Genomic DNA, 20,171 nt, shown 5'->3' on the forward strand with positions numbered 1-20,171 from the left:
TGGAACACCCAGGCATCGAGGCCCCAAGCTTGACCGCGCCCAAAACTACGAAAGAGGATCGAGCCCAAATCAAGAATTCTTCAGAGGCCGACCGGTGGATTCAGGCTAAAGCGGGGGCAACTGGACAGCCTTGGACATAGGCTCAGGTTTCGGCGCATCCGCACGTCCGGTGGGCCAGTGGTCCTATTTGGAGGGCAGCAGTGCCAGCTCTGATCTCAGCAACGCGACGGTATCTCTCGGGGGTGGCTGCGGCATCCGCTGGCGGGATACGGCGTCAGAGCGTAGTGACCGCACCGACTTTCCTGGCGGGCAACGGCATCACCTACGGACTGGGCGCAGCAGCCGGCACGCTGACCGCGCTTCGCTATAACCGCATCTCCTCGACCGTCGTCATTCCCGACTCGGTCGAACACGACGGCGAGATCTACCTCGTTACCGCCATTGAAGCGGAGGCCTTCGCGCGCGCCGGTCTCACAGTACTCACGATCGGCGCGAACGTGACCGATATTGGTCACGAGGCGTTCTTCGAAAACAGGCTGACGACCGTGTCCCTTCCGAACTCGCTGACCCACATTGGTGATGCTGCCTTCGGGTGGAACCGGCTGAGTCATCTCGACATTCCGGCGTCTGTAACCGTGCTCGAAGGCGACGCGTTTACCTATAATCCGCTCACCTCGGTCACGCTGCATGACGGCTTGACGAATATTGGCGACTGGACGTTTGCGCACACCAAGCTGACCGCTGTTGCCATTCCGGCGTCGGTGCGCAGTATCGGTGCCGGCGAGTTCACGGGGTCGCCCCTGGCCTCGGTGACGTTCGTCAGTGCAGCGCCGTCGATTTTCGGCGCTGAGCTTTCATCCTTTGATGATGGCGTCACCGGGTACTACCAGGCTGCGGGGTTCACATCGCCGACCTGGAGAGGTTATGCCGCTGTGGCGTATTCGTGACTCAGGCTGCGTGCCGCGCTGGCGTCGGGCGCCGGCGAGACGGCGGGGTAGGCGCCTGATGCGCATCCCCAGCCGTGCAGCCGACGCGGTTACGACCGCTGCGGCTATGCGCCGGCTGGCAGGACCGCGACCACATCAATCTCGACGAGAATGTTGGCAAGCTGGGAGCCGACCGTGGTACGCACGGGGAACGGGGCGGTGAAGAACTCCTTGTAGGCCTCGTTGAACTCGCCGAAGTCCTCGTTGAGGTTCTGCAGGTGTGCGGTGACCTTGACGGAGTCATCAAGGGTGAGTCCGCGTTCGGCGAGCACAGCTGAGATGTTGCGCAACACCTGGCGTGTCTGCTCGCCCACTGTCTCGGCTTTCTCGCCGGTCTCGGGGTGCTGCGGGCCGAAACCGGCGCTGTAGAAGAACTCGTTGGCTACGACACCCTGGCTGTAGGGGCCGGCCGGCTGGGGAGCGTTGGCGGTTCTGATGGCGATTTTTGTCATGTTGTTCCTTTCGTGGTGGGTGCGTGCCACAGTTGTGGCGCCGAACCCTGTATCATCCGAGCTCTCGAGAAATGAGCTCGGCAGTCTTTTGCATCAAGGGGAGGTGCGCCTTGAGCTGGTGCAGGTTCTGCACCATGCGGATGGCTGTGACTGACAATGCGCCGACCACACCCATCGAAGAATGGATCGGCACGGCCACACAATTGACGAAGTCTTCAAACTCCCCGTCATCGGCGGCCCACCGTTGTTTCTTAATGATGTCCAGCTCACGGTCGAGGGCATCCCGGGAGGTAATGGTGTGTTCTGTGAATTTCTCCCAGGTCGACCCTGCCAGTACCGCATTCCGACCGCTCTCGTCGAGGCCGGCCAGGATGGCCTTGCCGACGCCGCTGCAGTAGGGCAAAACCGCCTTGCCGATGCGGGAGTACATGCGCACACCGTTGGGGTCTTCGACCTTGTCAACGTAGACGATGCTGCTCTCCATCAGTGCGGCCAGGTGCACGGTATTGCCGACCGTCTTGTGCAGCCGACGGATGTGATCGTGGGCTGCCTCGCGCAGGTCCAGGTTGTCGAATGCCAGCTTGGAGAGCGAGATGAGGTGCAACCCGAGGGTGTACTGGCCGGATTTACGTCGATGCACGTACCCGACCTCTTCCAACGACTGCAGCTCGCGGAACATGGTGGATCGGTGCAGCTCGAACATTTCAGATAGCTCCACCACCGTCTTCGGCCCCTCCGCAATGGAGTCGATGATGAGCGCAGCGCGACGAACACTCTTCGACATGTGACCACTTTTCCGTTTTAGTACCGAACTGAATGATGCAAATACTGCAACACTGTGACGTTATCGCCCAATTGGAACGCGCCGTAATCCCCGACCGGGCAGCACCTCGGTGAGGTGGCCGTCGCGTAGCACCCGCTCCCCCGCGACGAAGACATCGCCGATGCCGGTGGCGAGGGTGAGGGGGTGCTCGTAGGTAGCACGATCAACGACCGCAGCGGGATCGACGACGATCAGGTCGGCGATCTGACCGGGTGCCAACCTCCCGCGTTGACCCAACTGGAAGATCTCGGCCGGCCGAGTCGCCAGGTGGGCTACCGCGACAGCCCAGGTGTAGAAATTGTGTTCGCGCACGAACTCACGAAGGTATCGGGCGAATGTTCCGTGCGCTCGCGGATGCGGGTGTGCCCCGACGAAGATGCCGTCAGACCCGCCGACGTGCTGATCATGGGAGAGGATGCGCCCCAGTTCCGCCACCGGGCGGGCATAACGCACCGCCATGATCGCATTGACCTCAAGCTGCGAGGCCAGCAGCACGTCGAGGGCGAAGTCGATCACGTCAACTCCGGCCCGCACGGCTCCCTCGGCAATCGTCAGGCCGTGGGCCCACGCATACTCGGGCGCGCGAATGTGGCCCAGGGTGATCATGGTGGGCCATTCCGGCCCGAGACTCGGTTTCTGATCGACGAGAGGAAACCAGTCCCGACGCAACGCAGCGCGCGTCTTGGGGCTGGCCAGTTCAACGAGAATTTCGTCCACCGGGCGAATGGCAAGCTCCGGCGGCAGTAGCGGCATAGCTAGCAGCGTGCATCCGCGCGTATAGGGGTAGGCATCAAACGTGGTGTCAATGCCATCGTTGCGCAGCCCCGCCAGGATTGGGAGGAGAGTGTCGGCTGCGGCGTGGAAATGGGAGATGTGGGTTCGCACTCCGGAGTGCCGGCTGATCGCGGCGATCTCGCTGACGCCGGCAGCCGAGTTGGCTTCATAGCCGCCGCGCATGTGAGTGACGTAGACCGCGCCTGCTGCCGCGACAGGCTCACACAGTGCGGTCAGCTCGGCCGTATCCGAGTAGAGCCCAGGCACGTAATCGAGACCGCTCGACAAGCCAACGGCGCCATCGCGCAACCCCTCAGTAATGAGGTAGCGCATGCGGCCCATCTCCTGGGCGGTGGCCGTGGCCGTGCTTCGGCCCATCACTTCATGGCGCACAGTTCCCGCCGGCACGAGGTAGGCAACGTTGATTCGAGTCGTGTGATCGTAGGTGGTCAGAAGATGTGACACACGTGAACCGCGATAAGTCGGGTGGGGGCCATTGATGGCCGCAAAATACTCCGCTGCATAGTGCCCGTTTCCGGGCGCATAGGAGACCCCGTCCTGGCCGCCGATGAGGGTGGTCACGCCTTGGCGCAGCAGCGCGAGCTGCACGTCGGGATCAAACACCTTGCCGTCGCCATGCGAATGCGCGTCCACGAATCCGGGCATCAGCAGCCGTCCCGTGCAATCCACGTCGACGTCCCCACTTTCGGCCGGAACATCACCGACGGCTTCGATGCGGTCACCGCGAATAGCCAGATCGGCCAGGTAGGGCTCCCCCTCGCTGCCGTCGACGATCATGCCGTTACGCAAGACCTGGCGTGCCGAACCGGACATGTCAGGGCTCCAGCCGGGTGCCGGATTCGGGGTGAAATAGGTGCAACGCATCGCTGGCAAACGTGATTCGGCACGAACTGTTGGTCGTGAATTGCTCTTCACCGGCGATGCGCGCGTAGTGCAAACCACGGCTGGCCCCGACACCCACGTCAACCGTGGCACCGACCGGCCCGGTCTTGACACCAACGATGGTCTCGGCGCCGAGGTGTTCGACCACGAGAGTGTGCGCCTCGATCGAGAGCAGATCACCGGCAGGCGCGTCGGACTTGAGCCCGATTTTCTCCGCCCGCACGCCGAGAGATACCGTCTCCAGACCGAGAGCAGAAACGGATGCCGCCCAGCCGGCAGAATTTCGCACCGGCGCGTCGCCGACATAGAGCAGACCCTCGCGCACAGTGGCGGTAAAGATGTTCATGGGCGGCGACCCGATAAAACGGGCCACGAATTCGTTGGCCGGTGCACCATAGATCTCGGCGGGCGTACCGTACTGCTGCACGACGCCCTCGTTCATCACGATGATGCGCGTGCCCATCGTCATCGCTTCGACCTGGTCATGGGTGACGTACACGAACGTTTTCTGCACACGCTCGTGCAGGGCAGAAATTTCGGCCCGCATCTGCATGCGCAGTTTGGCATCGAGGTTGGACAACGGTTCGTCGAAGAGGTAGATCGCCGGCTCACGAATGATGGACCGGGCCACGGCCACTCGCTGACGCTGGCCGCCGGAAAGCGCTTTCGGTCGCCGTTCGAGGTAGTCGGTGAGCTCGAGCATCTCGGCGGTGCGCTCGATCTTCGCCTTTATGTCTGGGCGTTTCAGTAGGCGCGATCTGATCGCCGAGCCTACGAATGGAAAGTGGTGCCACCAGCGAAAGTTGTCCATGATGAGCGGGAACGCGATGTTGGCCCGCACAGTCATGTGGGGGTACAAAGCATAGGACTGAAACACGAACGCGATATTGCGCTGCTTGGGAGTGAGCGCGTTGACCAGGTCGTCGCCGAATTTCAGGGTGCCGGAGCTGATGTCGGTGAGACCGGCGATCATGCGCAGCATGGTGGATTTGCCGCAGCCGGACGGACCGAGCAAAACGAGAAATTCCTTGTCTTCGACGGTGGCGCTGAAGTCGCTGATGACGGTGTTGGCGCCATAAGTCTTGGACAGGGCGTCAAATGTGAGCGATGCCATCGGGGTCAGCCTTTCACAGAGCCGGCGGTGAGACCGGCGACAATCTTGCGTTGCATTAGAAGGAAGAAAATGGCCGCGGGAATCGTGAAGACAATCGCCCCGCTGAAGACCATGTCGAGCGGCGTGGTGAATTCCCCGATGAAGGAGGCCAACCCCGTGGAGGCGACCCAATTCGACGTGTCATGGATAAACGTTGTCGCGAAGAGGTATTCGTTCCAGCCGTCGAAGAAGGTAATGACGGCCGCGGCCGCGAGGGAGGGCGCAATGAGAGGGATGAACATGACCTGCAGAATCGTGAGCGGATTGCAGCCGTCGACCCGCGCGGATTCCTCGATCTCGTAGGGCACGGTGTCCATGGCCGATTTCAGCAGGAACACGGCGACGGGCATAGCGAAGGCCGTGTTCACGAGCACGAGCCCATAGAGCTCGTTGAGCAGTCCAAGGGTCATGAACATGGAATAGAGGGGAACGATGAGCAGGGCTTCGGGCAGCATTTGTGTGGCGAAGAAGCCGAAGGTCATCAGACCCTTGCCGACGAATTTGTAGCGGGACAGCGCATAGGCGGCCAGGCACGCCAGCAACAAGCTCAGCAATGTCGTTCCGGCAGCCACGAGCGCGGAATTGCCTAACCAGCGCAGGAACGGGGAGTCGCTCACAAGCACCTGGAAGATATTCAGGGTGCGACTGAAATCGGGGATGAGCCGTTGGTTGTTGGAGTAAAGATCTCCGGTCGGCGTCATCGCCGTGTTGATCATCCAAAACACGGGAAACCCCGCGAGGATCACGAGCAGAAGGGCCAGCACTGAACGTACCCCGATCGTGAGATTGCGCCTGCCGATCATGATTCAGCCCCGTTTGCTTTGATCGCGCGTTGTTCGACGAAAAAGTAGACGACGGTGACGATGAAGGAAAGGAGCAGACCCAGCACTCCGGCGGCTGCAGCCAGCCCGAGGTTTCCGTTGTTGAATGCCTGCCGGTAGACGTTGATCACGATAGTCGTCGTTGCGTCGACCGGACCGCCACCGGTGAGCAGCCAGATAATTTCGAAGCGGCGAAAGGACCAGATCGTCATGAGCAGGGCCACGACGCGCATCGTGGGGGCGATCTGCGGCAGGACGATCTGTTTGAACGTGGTGAAGGCATCCGCCCCGTCAACGCGCGTGGCCTCGTACAGTTCTTCGGGAACGGACTGCAGCGCAGCGAGCACGATGAGCATGACGAAGGGTGCGAGTTTCCAGACCGTCGCGATCACGACCGCGAGCATTCCGTAATTCGGGTCGATGAGCCAGCCGATCTGACCGAGCCCGAGCGCCTGAGTAGCGTCGCCCGCGATGCCGTTGGTGTCGTTGTAGATCCACCGAAAGACGAGTGCGAGGGCAACGGTCGGCACCGCCCAGGGCAGCACCATGATGGTGCGGGCAATCGCCCGACCGGGCAGGAATCCATTGATCACGAGCGCCGACGCGGTACCGAGAACGAGACACCCGACCACGGTGGCAGCGGTGTAGACGAGCGTCGTGTAAACGGACTTCATGAACGCGCCGCTTGCGATGAGCGAGGTGTAATTGTCGAACCCGACGTAGGTTCCGGCCGAGGGGTTGAGCAGCTTGCTATTCGTGAAGCTGAGGTTCACCCCGGTCAGCAGCGGGTACGCCGTGAAGAAGAGCAAGTAGAGCACGGCGAGGCCGATGAAGATGTACGGGGCCAAGCGTGCGCGTTTCTTGACACGTGCGGGCCGCGTCTGCGGAATTACGGAGACCATGCGACTCCTCGGAAGTCGGGCGGGAATCGACCCTGCACGGGTGCGATGGCGAACGGCAACCATCGCACCCGTTCAGGCTGTACTACTGCGTGAGTGCTTCGGCCTGTTTCTGCGCTTCCGCGAGGGCGTCCTCGGCGGACACGCCCTCGGTGAGCACGCGTTCGATCTGCGTGAGCACGATCGTGCGGATGGCCGAGGTGTCTGCCTCGAATCCGGCGATGATCACGCTGCTGGCGTTGTTGACCTGTTCGTGGAACGCGCCGACCCAGGGGTTGGCGCTGAGCAGCTCGTCGGACGCGTCAACTTCGGTGGCAATCGCCGACGGGAAGAGCGTATCGGCGAGGCTCTGCTGGGCGTCGTCGGAAAGCATCCACTTGATGAAGTCCTTGGCCGCTTCCTTGTTCTCGGAGTTAGCGTTGATGCCGATGGCGAAGCCCGCGTAGGCGGAGCCACCCTCGGGGAAGGGCAGGACGGCCGAGCCGATCTTGTCGGCGGGAACGGCATCGCCGACGAGGGTCATGACGGCGGAGGAGTTGTCGATGGACATTCCCAGTTCACCGGCCGCGAAAGCCGAACGGTAGGTGGAGGCGTCCTGGCCCTTGCCGAAGCCCGGGGAGTCATAGACCGACTTGAAGGCTTCGACGGCTTCGACGTTTTCGGTGGAGTCTATGGTGAGGTTCTCGCCGTCGGACCACTCACCGCCGTAGCCGAACTCCCAGTTGGACTGGTCGGTCCACCACGGGGTTTCTTCGTTCATCTGGTGACGCACCGAGAACCCGGTCTTGCCGGTGGTCTCAGTGATCGTGGCCGCAGCGGTGATCAGCTCGTCGACGGTGGTCGGCGGCTCGACACCGGCTGCGGTGAGGATGTCGGTGTTCCAGAACAAAGAATAGGGAACGACTTCCCAGACCAGGCCGAGCTGGCTGCCGTCGACGGCGTAGTTGTCGTTGATGCTGCGCAACCCGGCGGGATCAGCTTCGCTGACGACGTCGTCGAGCGGTTCGAGCAGGCCAGCATCCGCAAGCTGGGGGAAGTAAGCGTCGGGAATCACGAACACGTCGGGACCAGCCCCGGCACCAAATTGCGTGCTGAGGGTCTTTTCGTAGTCGGCCCGAGCGATCTCGACCTTTTCGAGCGTGACATCGGGGTTGTCGGCCGTGAAACCGTTGATGGTGTCAAACAGGGCGTCGCCGCGGGTGGGCTCCAGAAACTGCCAGGTGGCCACAGATAACGTACCGGCGGCAGTTGTTTCGGCGGCTTCGTCGCCACCGCCTGCGCAACCCGAGAGTGCAAGTGCGACGACCGCGACTGCGGCGATCGGGACTGTCTTAAGAACCTTCACGTTTCCTCCTTGTGCATATACTGCAACGCATGTTGCAGATGCTGTGAACTCAGTATCGTGCAGCCCTGGGTCGGGCGGAAGCGCGGCATGTTGCGGGTTTGTAACATTTGCACGACTATGTGCGTATATTGCACATTTGGTCAGAAATAGGTTTGGACCAGACCAACGACGAGGTCGGACTGCGCGCTCTGTACGACCGGGATGTACCGCCATTTATCGAAGGCGGTGCAGGGGTGCGACAGCCCGAGGGTGACCACCGCTCCGATGGCGAGCTCCTGCTGCGGCTCGAGCCGCAGAAAGCTGTGCTGGTCGTTCATCGCACTGACGGATGCCCCGGCGAGCTTCGTCGACCCGGCTGAGCCCAGGTCTGGCGAACAAGCGAACGGCACTGGCAGCCCCTCGTCGTAGGGAAAATCGCGCTTGCCGGCATCGAGGAGCGCGAGGCCCGGCTCGGGTCGGGACACTACGCGCGCGAGCCCGCGCATAGCCGGTCGGAGCGCCTGCGCCGGATCGGGGTCGTCGAGACGTGACGAGTCGAGCGGCGAGATTCCTCGATAGAAGCCGTCATCGTGCGTGAGGTAGGCACCAGAGCGCAGCACGTACCGGGTGCGGGGAAGCGGGTTGTTCACGGCGTTGAAGACCTCGTCGACGATGTCGAAGTAGGCACTGCCGCCGGCGGTGAGAATGACCTCCTGGTCGTCATAGTCATCGGCCAGGCTCGCGTGCAGCGCAAGCATTTTTTCGAGGTATCCGCGCACGGCTGCGAGTCCTTGCTCGCTGCGATCGTGCGCGAGGCAGCCCTCGTAGCCCGCGACACCCGCCAGACGGAGCACCGCTGATTGACGGATGCGTTTGGCCACGACACGCGCGTCGGCCGCGGTTCGCGCTCCCGTGCGGCCGCCGGCGGCGCCAAGTTCCACGCAAACATTGATCGGCCGGGCGAGCTCGACGCCGGTGAGCGCCCGCTCCATGAGCTCGACGGTCTCGACGGAGTCGACCCAGCAGCTGAAGGAGAAGGCCGGGTCGGCGAGTTCGGCAGCGACGAAACGCAAGCCGCGGGCATCCGTCAGCGCGTTGGCCAGCATGATCGAACCGAAGCCAAAGTCGCGGGCTATGCGCACCTGCCCCGCCGTGGCAAGGGTGATGCCGTAGGCCCCGGCCTCGAGTTGGCGCTGCCAAAGAGTCGGCGCCATGGTGGTCTTGCCGTGCGGCATGAGCGAGAAGCCGTGCCGCGTGCACCAGTCAGCCATGACGGCCAGATTGTGAGCGAGGGCGTCATCGCTGAGCACGAGGAGCGGGGTCCAGAATTCGGATAGCCGTGGCGTGGTGGCCAGGAAGTGCTCGACGCTCATTCCGGCAGCGCGTGCCGGGAGCCCCTTGTCGCGCGGCGACAGCAGGGAGCCATCCACTTTGTTATCTGCACTCACAACGACACCGTTCCGATCCAGATTGTTGCATGCCTTGCACATGCAGTTGCATTTTCTATTATCGATTATCTAATCAGACGCGGCGCCCGCGCGCCAGCATGTTGCAGCATTTGCAACGATGTTGCAATATACGCGCACATAGTTGACTATGGAGCCATGAGCCAGACCTCACCCCCCGACGTGATCACCATTGGCGAAACCATGGTGCTCGTGACGCCGTTTGAGGCCGAGCCACTCGAAACGGCCAGCTCATTTCGGCTCGATGCTGGTGGGGCAGAGTCGAATGTGGCCTCCCACCTGAGCACTTTGGGCACCCCGGCAGCCTGGGTCAGCCAGCTCGGCGACGACGCACTTGGTCGCCGGATTGAACGGCTGCTGCGTGAACGTCACGTGGACACTCGGTGGGTGCGACGGGTTGATTCAGCGCCCACGGGTGTGTACTTCAAAGACCCCGGCAATGGCGTGCAATATTTTCGCGCCGGGTCTGCGGCGTCAGGCATGAACGCCGACACGATCTCTTCGGTTCCCCTGGAAAGCGCTCGGCTCGTGCACCTTTCGGGGATCACAGAAGCACTGTCGGCAAGTTGTGCAGCTATGGTCGAGGCCGTAATTTCTCGGGTCGCCGCAGCGCCAGCGCTTTTGAGCTTCGACGTGAACTATCGCAGCGCCCTGTGGACCGTCGCCCAGGCGGCGCCCGCGCTCGCGCACTCAGCAAGCGGAGCCGACATCGTTTTTGTGGGGCTCGATGAAGCCCGAACCCTCTGGGAGACTCGCACACCTGACCAGGTGCGCGCGATGTTCGCCCGAGTGCCGTACCTGATCGTCAAGGACGGCGACGTCGGCGCGACCGAGTACTCCTCCGCGGGCACCGTGTTTGTTCCGGCCACGCCGACCGACGTCGTTGAGGTGGTTGGTGCTGGTGATGCGTTCGCCGCCGGGTACCTGAACGCATTGCTGCACGGCCATGACAGCGCTGCGCGCCTGCAGGCCGGACACGAACGGGCCGTGCTGGTCTTGCAATCCACCAGCGATTTTCTGCACATCCATACCTGAGAGGCACCCATGATCGCACTATCGAACGAATCACTCAGCCCCCTGCTCGACGGCCAGCGCTTGATGGCCATCCTGCGTGGCTTCGGCGTTGACCGCAGCGTGGAGCTGGCGCAGCAAGCCTGGTCTCTCGGCATCGACTGTGTCGAGCTACCGATCCAGTCGAACCGCGATATCGATGCGCTCTGCGCCGTGGTGGCCGCCGGTGCCTCGCTCGGTAAATCGGTCGGGGCCGGCACGATCGTCTCCCTTGAGCACGTGCGCCAGGCCCACAATGCGGGGGCCGCATTCACGGTAAGCCCCGGCTATGACCCGGCAATTGTGCGTGCGTCTTTTGATGCTGGACTGCCACCTCTGCCCGGCGTTGCCACGGCTTCGGAGATGCAGGCCGCGCTTGCCTCGGGCCTGACCTGGCTGAAGGCTTTTCCGGCCAGCGTTCTGGGACCGACCTGGTTCACGACCATGGCCGGCCCCTTTCCTCAGGCCAAATTCGTGGCTACGGGCGGCATGGACGCCTCAAATGCTGAGATTTTTCTGGCTAGTGGCGTGCGCACCGTGGCCGTGGGATCGGCACTTGGCGATCCCGATCAGCTGAAGCTGCTCGCAGCCATCGCCCATGCTTGACTACCTGACGGCAAAGCTCGCCTACGAGGTAGACGTGCTCGATGCGGCGGCCGGGCTGGACTCGGGCGAATTCATTCTCGTGGACACGCGCAAGCAGGCATCCTGGGATCACGGGCATGCGCTGGGCGCCATTCGTCTGCTTGACGACATTCCGGCCGGGCGCACCGTGGTCGTGTACGGCTGGGGCCCGGGGTGTAACGGTGCAACCCGAGCGGCCGCTTCGCTCATCGCGCGCGGTTACTCAGTGCGTGAAATGATCGGTGGCTTCGAGTACTGGTACCGCTCTGGGCTGGCGGTCGAAACCGCTGGTGGCGTTGTGCATCCGCGGGTGGACCCGCTGGTTGGGGCGGCGGGCGGGGCGCTGTAGCATCCGCTCGAGGGTTCGACAGCTTAGAGCAGATCCTCCCGCACCGCGTCAGCCCAGCCCGGGACCTCGAGCGAGAGGGGGTCGTTCCACGCCCCGCGACAATCTCATCGAACGCTCCGCGGCGTCCGAAAAGCTTCTCCAGCGGTGTCGCGTTAATCTCGCCCGGCATGTGCATTTGGGTGCGTTCCCACAGAATTTTGGGTAAATCTCTTCGCCTCAAACTTGCGCAAGTGTTCAGCAGATGTGAATGAAAAGCGCAGCATGACCCACCAAGTCGCTTGCATTGCGCATCTTCATTAGACATACTGGAAAAGTCCGCGCGCTGCTGCCGGGCCTCGCCCTGCTCAAGGAGATATCACCGTGGATATAAGACTCATCGCCGCTCTCGTTCTAGGGATTGCGACGATCATAGTTCTGGTGCTCCGCACCCGCTTGGACGCCTTTGCGGCTCTCCTCGCGGCAGCCCTGGTCACCGGCTTCGTTGCCGGCCAACCGGCCCTCGAGATTGTCACCGCCATCACCACCGGGTTCGGCAACACCCTCGCGTCGATCGGCATCGTGATCGGGCTGGGAGTCGGAATCGGCAAGATCCTCGAAGTCTCCGGCGCAGCGAAATCACTAGCACAGGCGTTCCTGAAGCTCTTCGGAAAGGGCCGCGAGCCCTGGGCCATGGGCAGCGTCGGCGCCATCGTGTCGGTTCCCGTATTCTGCGACGCGGGCTACGTCATCATGAACCCGCTGGCCCGTTCGATCGCGCGGGTCAAGCGCGGGGGCTACGTGACCATCGCCCTCGCCCTCGGCGCCGGCATGACCCTCACCCACCACCTCGTACCGCCCACCCCTGGACCCCTCGCGGTCGCCGGCATTCTGGGCGCTGACCTCGGCATGGTCATCGTCGTCGGCGGCATCTTCACCGTACTATTGCTGCCCATCGTGGTGCTCTACGCCAAGTGGATCGGCCCCAAGCTCGAGTCCTCGGTGACCCCCGCAGTGCGCCAGGCCGTCTACGGCACCGTTGCCGTGACCCGCCAGTCGCATGGCGGCAGCGCCACGACGACCACCGCAACCCTCGAGCGTGACACCGACTCGACCGACGCCGGCTCACTCTTCGCCGAGCTCGAGGCCGACGACGAACCCGACCTCGGCACGCCGCCCGCTGGCGCCAAGCCGCATCGCGTCAACGCCCTGCTTGCCGGCCTTCCGCTCGCCGTGCCGTTGTTGCTCATTCTGATCAACACCGTCGGAACCGCCATTGACAAGAGCGCCCAGGGCGCCCTTACCGGCGACTACGTGCCCTCGGGCTGGGTCGTTCCCCTCGCCTTCATCGGAAACCCGGTGATCGCACTCATCATCGGCATGCTGCTCGCCGTCTACGTGCTCCTCCCCCGCTGGACGCCGCGCGGTAAGGTCAACGGCTGGCTCGCTGAGGCCGCCGCATCCGCTGGACTCATTCTGCTCATCACGGGTGCCGGCGGCGCACTCGGCCAGGTTCTGCGCACCTCTGGAGTCGGCGACGCCCTCGCCGAAGCGATCGGTTCCACCAACCTGCCGGCCTTCCTCATCCCGTTTCTCATCGCGACCGTCGTGCGCATCGCCCAGGGCTCCGGTACCGTCGCCATGATCACTGCAGCCGCCGTCTCCGCTCCGTTGGTCACAACCCTCGGCATCGACCCCATCGTCGCCGTTCTGGCCTGCACCGCTGGTTCCATGGTGTTCAGCTACTTCAACGACTCCTACTTCTGGGTCGTCACCACCTTCACCGGTCTCGAAGGCACGAGCGCGCTCAAGGGCTGGTCGGGCATTACCACCGCCATCTGGGCCGGTTCCATCCCGCTTTTGTTCCTCGCAAACCTGATCCTCGGCTAACGCTCATGGCGACCAGGCCCAGCAAAACGGATGCCCCGGCGCCGACCGATTACCGACGCGGCACCCGGGTGAGGCACGAACGACTCCTCGCTCTGGTGCGGGCCGGATCGACGGGGGTCGACGAGCTCGCGACCGCACTCCAGATCTCACGGTCCACCGTGCGGCGCGACCTGGCCCACCTCAACACCACCGGGGCCATCACCCGCACCTACGGCGGCGCCAGCTCTGCACCGCCGTTTAGAGAGCGTGAACTCAGCGACCGCGTCACCGTTGAGCACGCGGCAAAAGTAGCGATTGCTGCCCGCGCCGTCGAACTCGTGCCGCCAGGCGCCACCATCTTTCTCGATGCCGGGTCTACCTGCGGGGAAGTCGCTCGGCAGCTCTGGCACGCCGAGGGTCTCACCGTGGTCACCCGGAGCCTCGATAGCGCGCTGTATCTCGCATCCGCTCCCGGCGTCGATGTCGTCGTCACCGGCGGCCGGGTGGCCCGCACCAGCCACGGGCTCGTGGGGCCACTCACAGATCTCGCCCTCGGCCGCTACATGGTGGACGTCGCCTTTCTCGGGGTCGACGCCGTTGACCCCGTCGATGGCGTCGGCGAGCCAACACTGTCTGAGGCTCAGGTTAAAGACACGGCGGCCCGCCGCGCGCGCCGCGTCGTCGTTCTGGCCGATGCGAGCAAGCTCGCCCGCGGCGCGGTGCCGGCCTGGGCGCCACTGCCGCACGGGTGGACCCTGATCACCAACGAGGTCGACGACGACATCCTCGACCGTTACCGGTCGGAGGGTGTCGCCGTCATCTCGGTCGAGGTGGGCGCCGAGCCTCGCTGACCGAATCGGGACTACTCCGGCGCCACACCAAACGCGCTGAGTGTGCGCACGACGGCGAGGAGCGATTCATCGTCGCCGACGTTGCCGGCAAACACGATGTAGGGGATGCCGGCTGCTGGCCCGTTCACCGGCTGCCAGAGCGAGACGATGCCGGGCAACATGGGCCCGCGCACGATCGCGTGGCGAATCTGCAGGCCGAGCGCGGCGACATCCGAGGAGGTGATACCGCCCTTGGCGATAACGAACCGCGGACGGGTGCGCGCCACCACTCCTTGCACGACCTCGACAACCGCGGCGGAGACTGTTCGGGCGATTTGCAGACTGTCGGCCGGGTCCGTCGAGCTCACCAGCACCCGGCTGGTCTGCAGGATGACGTCGGCGCCCGCAAGTGCGTCGACCACACGGTCGACAACCACGCCCAGGTCGGCCGGCGAATCGGGCGAGAGGAGCCCGGCAACGTCGATCTCAACCACCTGGGCCGCCGAGTGCGCGCTCGTGAGGGCGTCGAGCTGGCGAGTGGTCATGGCTACATGCGAGCCCACGACGATCAGGCCGCCCGCGCGGGCCGGAACGGTGTCGCCGAAGGCATCCGCTGCGCTGAGCGGTTGGCGTACGTCCTGGCCGATGCGTGCCCGCACAAACGGCGGGCCCACCCGGTAGATCAGTCGTTTGCCGCGCCGCTCTGCTTCGTCAAGGCCGAGGGCCAGCAGGCGCAGGTCATTTTCGGTGGCCGCGTCGACGACGATCGAGGTTTCATCGGTGGCGGGCTCGATCGCGGCTGCGATCGCTCCGGGGCCGGCGCGCAAAATTGCCAGGTCGATGCCGATGACGGCCGAGGCCGGCAGCCGTCCGCCGCTTTTTTCCTCGACGTAGTCGGCCAGGCGCGAGTGCGCGAAGGCGAACGTTGCGTCCCGGGCGAACTCGGTGTCGGCGATGGGAGTGAGCTCATCGGCCGCGGAGCGCATGTAGTGCACCCCGCCGATGGTCACCCGCCCGGCATCCGGAAAAGCTGGAACGATCACAACGCCATCGGTCTCCGCCCCGGCGCGGCTGCGCAGAGTCTCGGCGATGACGTCGGGTTCGAGCGGAAAGTGACCACGCAGGGTTGAATCCCCCCGGCTGACGAAAGCCAGCGCGGCCCCGTCGGCGGCGGCGAGCGCATTGGTGACGACCTGGCGGTTGCGCTCGGCGGCCGCGCTGGGTTCCAGGCTGCGCGTATTGGTGAGCACATAGATCGCCGGCGCCCCGAGGCCGAGCGCCCAGCGAAAGTCTTCGGGCTCCCAGTGGGTGAGTACCGGCAGGTCGGCTACCGACTGGGTTCCGGTGGGGTCGTCATCGAGCACGATCAGAACGCGACCGGTTGCGGCCACAACGGCGGCGACATCCTGAGCCAGCACTTCCACTTCAGCGGGGAACCCCGCCAGCAGCTCCTGGGCGAGCATCCGCCCGGCGCCGTCGGTGGGGCTCATGAAACCTGCAGCCCGCCGTTGATGTCGTAGGTCGCTGCGGTGATGTAGCCGGCGTCCGCACTCAGCAGAAAGGCGATCAGCGCGGCGACGTCGTCGCGGGTGCCGACGCGTCCCATGAGAATATCGGCGGACATAGCGTTTTTGCGCTCGTCTGAGAGGGTGCCGCCCATGATGTCGGTGTCGATCGGGCCGGGAGCCACGGCGTTCACGGTGATGTTGTGCTGGCCCATTTCGCGGGCCAGGGCGCGTGTGAAGCCGATGATGGCGGCCTTGGAGGCGCTGTAGGCGACCTTGGAGTAGGTGCCGCCACCGCGCTGGGCGGAGATGGAGGAGATACTCACGATGCGGCCGAGATGCCGCTCGATCATGCCGGCGAGCACGCGCTGAGAGACTAGGAACGAGCCGCGCATGTTGATGGCGAAGACGCGGTCCCAGGCCTCAACGGTTTCATTCATGAATTCGGTGGGTGAGCTGATGCCGGCGAGGTTCACGAGGCCCACGATCGGTGGCATCGCGGCCTCGATTTCGGTGATGGCCGCGTTGACCGATTCCTTGTCCGAGACATCGGCAGCGACGCCGATCGCACGGATGCCGCGAGCCGCCGTAATCGCGGCGGCCGCCTCTCGCGCCGCATCGCCGTCAATGTCGACGATGGCAATCGACCAGCCGAGCGAGGCAAGCTTGTCGGCCGTTGCCCGGCCGATTCCGCGTTCGGAGGCGGCACCGGTCAAGACTGCCGTGCGGTCGGTGGGAAAAGTAATGTCGCTCACGGGTCATTCCTTCGGTCGAGGGCCCACTTCTGTGTGGACCGCACCACCAGCCTAATAGATATCTGACGTCTGATGTCTCGTTAGGACTGCCCTTGAATGAAGTTCTCGTAATCCGCAAAGGTCTGCTGAATATGCGCTTCCATGGCGCGGCGCGCCTCATCGGGGTTGCGGCTCGCAATCGCCGAGCGCACGATTTTGTGATGCGCGATGGCGTGTTCCTGCACCTCAGTGAAAGCGGATGTTTCCCGCCGCAGCGTATAGAGCAGTTGCCCGAGTTGTCCCATCAGAGCGGGCACGAAGGGGTTGCCGCTGGCCGCGAGGATGATGTCATGGAACGCGATATCGTTCCGGGTGAGGCGGTCGAGGTCGCCATCCACGTAGGCGGCTTCCATTTCGGCGATCGTCGCATCGAGCGACACGAGGTCGCTGTCCTGGTGGTTGCGCGCTGCCAGCTCGGCCGAGCCGGTCTCCACCATGCGCCGCACCTCGAGCAGCCGCAGCGGCACCTCGGAACTGCCCAGGTCGTGCGCGGCGGCGCGCAGGATCGCGTCGAGGCTCGACCAGTGCGAAGGTGGGTTGACAAAGGTGCCAAGCCCGCGCCGGACCGAGACAATCTTCTGTGCCTGAAGGGTCTTGATCGCCTCGCGGGCCGTCAGGCGGCTGACGCCGGCTTCCTCGGCCAGAACCGCCTCCGGAGGAAGCATCTCCTGCGCCGCGAACACCCCCCGCAGAATCCGGTCGAGGAGACTCTCCACCAGGTCATCGACCAGCGATGTTCGACTCATGAAACCTATTCCTTCGTCCCGGCGCGGCGTCGGACTCTCGGTTCAGTGTATCGAGCCCGCTGATTGTGCGTCGATCAGGGTGCGAGCGTGCTCCCCCGGCTGGTTGCACGAGCGCGGTCTCGAGATGCTGGCGTGTTTCGATAAGCTCAACAACCGGCACGCCGCCGCCTCGACCAGAGGGTTGGCCGGTGGGGCGCGCAGCTATCGACAAGTCGCTGCATACGTATATGGTTCGAGGCGGGGCTTGACGCGGCGATCTGTTGTGGCCGGTTCACACCGCGCAATTGCGAGGGCGTTTCAACGTCGAACAAATCTGGAGACTTTCATGATCTTTTTCAAAGCACGAGTTTTGCTCTGGCCTCTGCTGCTGATCGGCGTGCTGGTTGTCGGGGGAATGGGTGCCGCTTTCGTATTCGGTGGCCTCAATGCTCTCGCTCTCAGCTCAATTTTCACCAGCAGCTCGACCGAACGCGATTCGCAGGTCGTTGAGTCCGTCACGAGCGTGCAAGAGGTCGCCCTGCTCAGCCTGCACATTGAGGGTGTCTCGAAGCACGAAAGCAGTGGAGAGATATTCGGCGTGGCCGTGCCCGCGAGCGAGAAAACGACGCTTCTTCAGTACAGCTTCGACGCAAAATTAGGCATCGATGGGTCACAGGTGAAGATCGAATCCACCGGCCCGGAGTCGTTTCGCGTGACTATCCCTGAATTTATTGGGATCGGTTTTGACGATCCCGTGTTTGAAGACGCTCTTGAGAGCAACAACGCGCTGAGCTGGCTGACACCGGCAGCCGTGCAAACTCGCCTGATCAACAACATTCTCAGCGATGAGAACAAGCAGGAGTACATCACCCAGAACGCAGCAGCGCTGAGAGATCAGGCCGCGGTGTTCTACTCCGGGATCATCGCAAGCGTCGACCCTGAGGTCATTGTCGAGTTTGAGTTCGCGGGGTAGCTGGGTGCAGGGCGCCATTGTCGTCGTATGTGCCCGCTGGGTTCCGCAGACAGCCCGCGTTGGTCGACTGCGGTCTCGCCAAGCTCGACCAGTGGATTGAGCGGCATCCGCTTGTATTGTGCCGTGGATGGCCGCAGCGAACGGAACTGTCTGACCGAGTCTGTTGCATGTGTCGGAGTCGCGGCTCGGGTCGGTATCCGCGGTTAGCCGGGACGACGCGAGGTGCCGAACGGCTTCCTGCAGCATGAGGTCCGCCAACGCGCGGTCGGCTCGCACTCTCTCGATGTGACCGCGAGCGATGAGATCGTCGACTCCGGCTCGTCCCTGCTGCCAGCGCGCAATCACGATCCCCCCAAATCGAGCGGCACGAGTGGCCGGGCCTGCACCGTCTTGATAAATCCGTCGTCAGCACGCTGCCAACGGTTCGGTGAGATCACGTTGATGCTCACCTCACGACCCAGCATTTTCGTTGCCTCGAGTGCTATCGGGTAGAACTGGCTTGGTTCGACGTCGCCGACCACCAGCAGGTCAATGTCGTTCGGATCGGTCCCCGGCTCGCCGTCCAGACGAGCGGCCCACGAACCGTAGATGTATGCCGCATCGATACCGGGCAGACCGCGCAGCAGATCGGGAATGACGACAGTCGGCCCATATCCGTAGGTGACTATTTGCTTGAGGGCTGCATAGAGCGGATGCTCCTCGTTGGCACGGATCATGCGGTTGCGTCCCACGCGGCGTTCGGTCAGATAGCCCCCCTGGACGAGACGATCGACATCTCTGAGTGCCGTGGGCAACGTGGCTTCAGCCAAACGTGCAAGCTCACTCACGCTGACCTCTCGCTGCGGGTGCGCGAAAAGCTGAGCCAACAGACGTCCTTGGGTGTCAGACCGCAGGATTGGGCTCAGCAGGGGGACGGACGGTTTCATAAAAGAAAGCATATGCAATCTTTATTGAAAGTCAAGCGGGCGCTGCGCCGCGATTTATTGCGTCGGCCCCTGACCGCTCCACCAGGCCGAATTAGCTCGCGGCCTGCGTGAATGACAGCATCTCGGGCTGTGGTGACGCTGCGCGCCCGAGTGGGAGCGAAACGCTGGCATACCTATGACGAGACGCGCGCGCTCGGCCTCGACCGGTCTCAACTCGGCAAGCTCTTACAGGTTGCATCGGCGTCCTCCCCGAGCGACGGCGCATTATTTGCGCTCATGGGACTAATGGGCCTCCGCGTGAGCGAGGCCTGCGATGTGCAGATCGAAGACTTCCAGGACGAGGTTCGCGGGCACCGCGTGCTCCGACTCACCGGCAAGGGCAACAAGGACGCGACAATGCCCCTACCGGAGCCGGTGCTGCGCGCCCTCCTCGCGGCTGCCGGGGACCGGACCACCGGCCCCGTCGTGCTCACCAAGAGCGGCACGCCGCACACCGGGTGAGCGCGTACATCGCCGGAGGAAGCATGCCCACGTCGCGAGCATCCAGCGACGTAGGCGGCGGTATCGTCGGGGTGCGGCATCCGCTTATTAGCAAGCAACTGACGTTCGGGGCAAGGGTGCCGTGCAATCACGCACTTGTGTCAGCGAGATTTCACTCGGTGCCCGCCATTAACCGCCGCAGCAAAATCCACACAATATTGACAGATATAGTCCGACATGGGACCATATGTGCATGCACCTATCTACGTCTCAAGCTGCGACGGAGCTGGGGGTTACCGCCCGGCAGGTGAGGCGAGCGGTCGCGAGTGGTCGCATAGTTGCTGCGAAGTACGGCACCTCCCACGCAATCTCCCAGCGTCAGATTCAGGCCCTTGAGCGCACGGCGCACCGGGGCCGCAACTGGACAGACGCGGTACAGAAGGCCGCTCTTGACCTACTCGCCACGGGG

Annotated in this window: 20 protein-coding genes; 8 read left to right on the plus strand and 12 right to left on the minus strand. The window is 63.6% G+C overall.

The genetic code is table 11. The features are described from left to right. Window positions 1-284 precede the first annotated feature (284 nt). Entirely contained in the window at window positions 285-947 is a 663-nt protein-coding gene (locus E3O45_RS07900) for a leucine-rich repeat domain-containing protein (RefSeq protein ID WP_166789431.1), read from the plus strand. Window positions 948-1,051: 104 nt separating this feature from the next. Here the strand turns inward: E3O45_RS07900 and E3O45_RS07905 are convergent, their stop codons facing one another. The 8 genes from E3O45_RS07905 to E3O45_RS07940 form a co-directional block, all read right to left on the minus strand. Continuing rightward, window positions 1,052-1,438 carry a RidA family protein gene (locus E3O45_RS07905; protein ID WP_134442907.1) on the minus strand — a complete coding sequence of 129 codons (387 nt, stop codon included), beginning with the start codon at window positions 1,436-1,438 and terminating at the stop codon, window positions 1,052-1,054. A 52-nt stretch (window positions 1,439-1,490) separates the two neighbouring features. Continuing rightward, window positions 1,491-2,222, minus strand: coding sequence for an IclR family transcriptional regulator (locus E3O45_RS07910; protein ID WP_134442908.1), 732 nt, complete (start codon window positions 2,220-2,222; stop codon window positions 1,491-1,493). Window positions 2,223-2,282: 60 nt separating this feature from the next. Then, entirely contained in the window at window positions 2,283-3,869 is a 1,587-nt protein-coding gene (locus E3O45_RS07915; RefSeq protein ID WP_166789432.1) for an amidohydrolase family protein, read from the minus strand. 1 nt (window position 3,870) lies between these two features. Then, entirely contained in the window at window positions 3,871-5,052 is a 1,182-nt protein-coding gene (locus E3O45_RS07920; protein ID WP_134442909.1) for an ABC transporter ATP-binding protein, read from the minus strand. Between the two features lie 5 nt (window positions 5,053-5,057). Beyond that, on the minus strand, window positions 5,058-5,894 hold the full coding sequence (locus E3O45_RS07925; RefSeq protein ID WP_134442910.1) for a carbohydrate ABC transporter permease: 837 nt from the start codon (window positions 5,892-5,894) through the stop codon (window positions 5,058-5,060). Continuing rightward, on the minus strand, window positions 5,891-6,814 hold the full coding sequence (locus tag E3O45_RS07930) for a carbohydrate ABC transporter permease (protein WP_166789433.1): 924 nt from the start codon (window positions 6,812-6,814) through the stop codon (window positions 5,891-5,893). The genes E3O45_RS07925 and E3O45_RS07930 overlap by 4 nt, the downstream gene beginning before the upstream one ends. 82 nt (window positions 6,815-6,896) lie before the next feature. Further along, window positions 6,897-8,156, minus strand: coding sequence for an ABC transporter substrate-binding protein (locus E3O45_RS07935; protein ID WP_166789434.1), 1,260 nt, complete (start codon window positions 8,154-8,156; stop codon window positions 6,897-6,899). A 140-nt stretch (window positions 8,157-8,296) separates the two neighbouring features. After that, window positions 8,297-9,583, minus strand: coding sequence for an alanine racemase (locus E3O45_RS07940; protein WP_241985279.1), 1,287 nt, complete (start codon window positions 9,581-9,583; stop codon window positions 8,297-8,299). Window positions 9,584-9,739: 156 nt separating this feature from the next. Between E3O45_RS07940 and E3O45_RS07945 the strand changes: the two genes are divergently transcribed. The 5 genes from E3O45_RS07945 to E3O45_RS07965 all read left to right on the plus strand — a co-directional run bounded on the left by E3O45_RS07945 (window position 9,740) and on the right by E3O45_RS07965 (window position 14,320). Then, entirely contained in the window at window positions 9,740-10,636 is an 897-nt protein-coding gene (locus E3O45_RS07945; RefSeq protein ID WP_134442914.1) for a sugar kinase, read from the plus strand. Window positions 10,637-10,645: 9 nt separating this feature from the next. Then, window positions 10,646-11,257, plus strand: a complete 612-nt coding sequence (locus tag E3O45_RS07950; protein WP_134442915.1) for a bifunctional 4-hydroxy-2-oxoglutarate aldolase/2-dehydro-3-deoxy-phosphogluconate aldolase — start codon at window positions 10,646-10,648, stop codon at window positions 11,255-11,257. Further along, a complete protein-coding gene (locus tag E3O45_RS07955) occupies window positions 11,250-11,624 on the plus strand; it encodes a rhodanese-like domain-containing protein (RefSeq protein WP_134442916.1) in 375 nt (124 codons plus the stop codon). Before E3O45_RS07950 ends, E3O45_RS07955 begins: the two co-directional genes overlap by 8 nt. A 360-nt stretch (window positions 11,625-11,984) precedes the next feature. After that, complete coding sequence (locus E3O45_RS07960) at window positions 11,985-13,490, plus strand: GntP family permease (protein WP_166789435.1); 1,506 nt, start codon at window positions 11,985-11,987, stop codon at window positions 13,488-13,490. A gap of 5 nt (window positions 13,491-13,495) precedes the next feature. After that, the gene (locus E3O45_RS07965; RefSeq protein WP_134442917.1) at window positions 13,496-14,320 is read left to right on the plus strand and encodes a DeoR/GlpR family DNA-binding transcription regulator; all 825 of its coding nucleotides are present in this window, start codon (window positions 13,496-13,498) and stop codon (window positions 14,318-14,320) included. A gap of 11 nt (window positions 14,321-14,331) precedes the next feature. Here E3O45_RS07965 and E3O45_RS07970 read toward each other — a convergent pair whose 3' ends face one another. From E3O45_RS07970 to E3O45_RS07980, 3 genes are all read right to left on the minus strand, one after another. After that, a complete protein-coding gene (locus tag E3O45_RS07970) occupies window positions 14,332-15,789 on the minus strand; it encodes a four-carbon acid sugar kinase family protein (RefSeq protein WP_241985280.1) in 1,458 nt (485 codons plus the stop codon). Then, the gene (locus E3O45_RS07975) at window positions 15,786-16,559 is read right to left on the minus strand and encodes an SDR family NAD(P)-dependent oxidoreductase (protein WP_134442918.1); all 774 of its coding nucleotides are present in this window, start codon (window positions 16,557-16,559) and stop codon (window positions 15,786-15,788) included. The genes E3O45_RS07970 and E3O45_RS07975 overlap by 4 nt, the downstream gene beginning before the upstream one ends. Window positions 16,560-16,639: 80 nt before the next feature. Then, window positions 16,640-17,314 (minus strand): FadR/GntR family transcriptional regulator, encoded by a 675-nt coding sequence (locus E3O45_RS07980; RefSeq protein ID WP_370450339.1) that lies wholly within the window; start codon window positions 17,312-17,314, stop codon window positions 16,640-16,642. A gap of 355 nt (window positions 17,315-17,669) precedes the next feature. Between E3O45_RS07980 and E3O45_RS07985 the strand changes: the two genes are divergently transcribed. After that, window positions 17,670-18,296 (plus strand): hypothetical protein, encoded by a 627-nt coding sequence (locus E3O45_RS07985; RefSeq protein ID WP_134442920.1) that lies wholly within the window; start codon window positions 17,670-17,672, stop codon window positions 18,294-18,296. A 341-nt stretch (window positions 18,297-18,637) separates the two neighbouring features. On the opposite strand, the gene E3O45_RS07990 is transcribed toward E3O45_RS07985, so the two are convergent. Further along, the gene (locus E3O45_RS07990; RefSeq protein ID WP_134442921.1) at window positions 18,638-19,222 is read right to left on the minus strand and encodes an ArsR family transcriptional regulator; all 585 of its coding nucleotides are present in this window, start codon (window positions 19,220-19,222) and stop codon (window positions 18,638-18,640) included. Window positions 19,223-19,333: 111 nt separating this feature from the next. Here E3O45_RS07990 and E3O45_RS07995 point away from each other — a divergent pair, with 111 nt between their 5' ends. Next, window positions 19,334-19,723 (plus strand): tyrosine-type recombinase/integrase, encoded by a 390-nt coding sequence (locus tag E3O45_RS07995; protein WP_134442922.1) that lies wholly within the window; start codon window positions 19,334-19,336, stop codon window positions 19,721-19,723. Window positions 19,724-20,171 lie beyond the last annotated feature (448 nt).

This window comes from Cryobacterium sp. TMS1-20-1 (genome assembly GCF_004402355.1).
GTDB classification, from domain to species: domain Bacteria; phylum Actinomycetota; class Actinomycetes; order Actinomycetales; family Microbacteriaceae; genus Cryobacterium; species Cryobacterium levicorallinum.

Bases quoted from the DNA above. Each gene is read 5' to 3' on its own strand.
- E3O45_RS07945 (WP_134442914.1), top strand. From the start codon at position 9,740: ATGAGCCAGACCTCACCCCCCGACGTGATCACCATTGGCGAAACCATG.
- E3O45_RS07915 (WP_166789432.1), bottom strand. From the start codon at position 3,869: ATGTCCGGTTCGGCACGCCAGGTCTTGCGTAACGGCATGATCGTCGAC.
- E3O45_RS07930 (WP_166789433.1), bottom strand. From the start codon at position 6,814: ATGGTCTCCGTAATTCCGCAGACGCGGCCCGCACGTGTCAAGAAACGC.
- E3O45_RS07995 (WP_134442922.1), top strand. From the start codon at position 19,334: ATGACAGCATCTCGGGCTGTGGTGACGCTGCGCGCCCGAGTGGGAGCG.
- E3O45_RS07970 (WP_241985280.1), bottom strand. From the start codon at position 15,789: ATGAGCCCCACCGACGGCGCCGGGCGGATGCTCGCCCAGGAGCTGCTG.
- E3O45_RS07965 (WP_134442917.1), top strand. From the start codon at position 13,496: ATGGCGACCAGGCCCAGCAAAACGGATGCCCCGGCGCCGACCGATTAC.
- E3O45_RS07925 (WP_134442910.1), bottom strand. From the start codon at position 5,894: ATGATCGGCAGGCGCAATCTCACGATCGGGGTACGTTCAGTGCTGGCC.
- E3O45_RS07905 (WP_134442907.1), bottom strand. From the start codon at position 1,438: ATGACAAAAATCGCCATCAGAACCGCCAACGCTCCCCAGCCGGCCGGC.
- E3O45_RS07950 (WP_134442915.1), top strand. From the start codon at position 10,646: ATGATCGCACTATCGAACGAATCACTCAGCCCCCTGCTCGACGGCCAG.
- E3O45_RS07990 (WP_134442921.1), bottom strand. From the start codon at position 19,222: ATGAAACCGTCCGTCCCCCTGCTGAGCCCAATCCTGCGGTCTGACACC.
- E3O45_RS07910 (WP_134442908.1), bottom strand. From the start codon at position 2,222: ATGTCGAAGAGTGTTCGTCGCGCTGCGCTCATCATCGACTCCATTGCG.
- E3O45_RS07955 (WP_134442916.1), top strand. From the start codon at position 11,250: ATGCTTGACTACCTGACGGCAAAGCTCGCCTACGAGGTAGACGTGCTC.
- E3O45_RS07920 (WP_134442909.1), bottom strand. From the start codon at position 5,052: ATGGCATCGCTCACATTTGACGCCCTGTCCAAGACTTATGGCGCCAAC.
- E3O45_RS07985 (WP_134442920.1), top strand. From the start codon at position 17,670: ATGATCTTTTTCAAAGCACGAGTTTTGCTCTGGCCTCTGCTGCTGATC.